Annotated in this window: 1 protein-coding gene; it reads left to right on the forward strand. The window is 64.6% G+C overall.

From position 1 onward, the window contains the following. The first annotated feature begins 162 nt into the window (after window positions 1–162). The gene (locus BN1118_RS22075) at window positions 163–642 is read left to right on the forward strand and encodes a WbuC family cupin fold metalloprotein (RefSeq protein ID WP_043556554.1); all 480 of its coding nucleotides are present in this window, start codon (window positions 163–165) and stop codon (window positions 640–642) included. Window positions 643–704 lie beyond the last annotated feature (62 nt).

Consider the following 704-nt stretch of genomic DNA (forward strand, 5'->3'; position numbering starts at 1 on the left):
AGGAGATGCTGGCCAAGCTGTGAGCGCCAGCTCCGGATGCCAAAAGGGAGCCCGACCGGCTCCCTTTTTACATTTGCTTACCGCTCGCCCCTTGCCTGGCAGGCCCGCTGGCATGCTACTCTGCCGACCCAAGCCTGCCTTCGTCTCATCATGGAACTGCATATGAAAAAACTGGATGTTGCCCGCCTTGCCAGCCTCGCCGACGAGGCCGCCCACTCCCCGCGCCAGCGCATGAACCACAATCTGCACAACGAGCTGGCCGACCCCATCCAGCGCCTCGCCATCGCCATGGAGCCAAAGACCTATATACGCCCCCATCGCCACATGCAGACCTGGGAGCTGCTCACCGCCCTGTGCGGGCGCTTCGTGGTGCTCAACTTCGACGACGAAGGTACTGTGATTGCCCGCGCCATGCTGGGGGAAGAGACCTCGGTGCTGGAGACCCCAGTCGCCACCTGGCATGCTGTGCTATCTCTGGATCCCGGCGCCGTCATCTTCGAGGTGAAACACGGCCCCTATGCCCCCTTTCGGGAAGAGGACTTCGCCCCCTGGTCACCGGCCGTGGATGACATCGAGGGCCAGCAGGCCCTGATGGCCTGGTATCGCCACGCCGAGGTGGGCCAGCGCTGGCCGGGGCGCTGATCCCCTCCTCCGCCAGGCAGCCCCATCGCTGCCAGCCATAAAAAAGACCCGCCAGTGGCGGG

This window comes from Aeromonas bestiarum (assembly GCF_000819745.1).
Taxonomy (GTDB): Bacteria; Pseudomonadota; Gammaproteobacteria; order Enterobacterales; family Aeromonadaceae; genus Aeromonas; species Aeromonas bestiarum.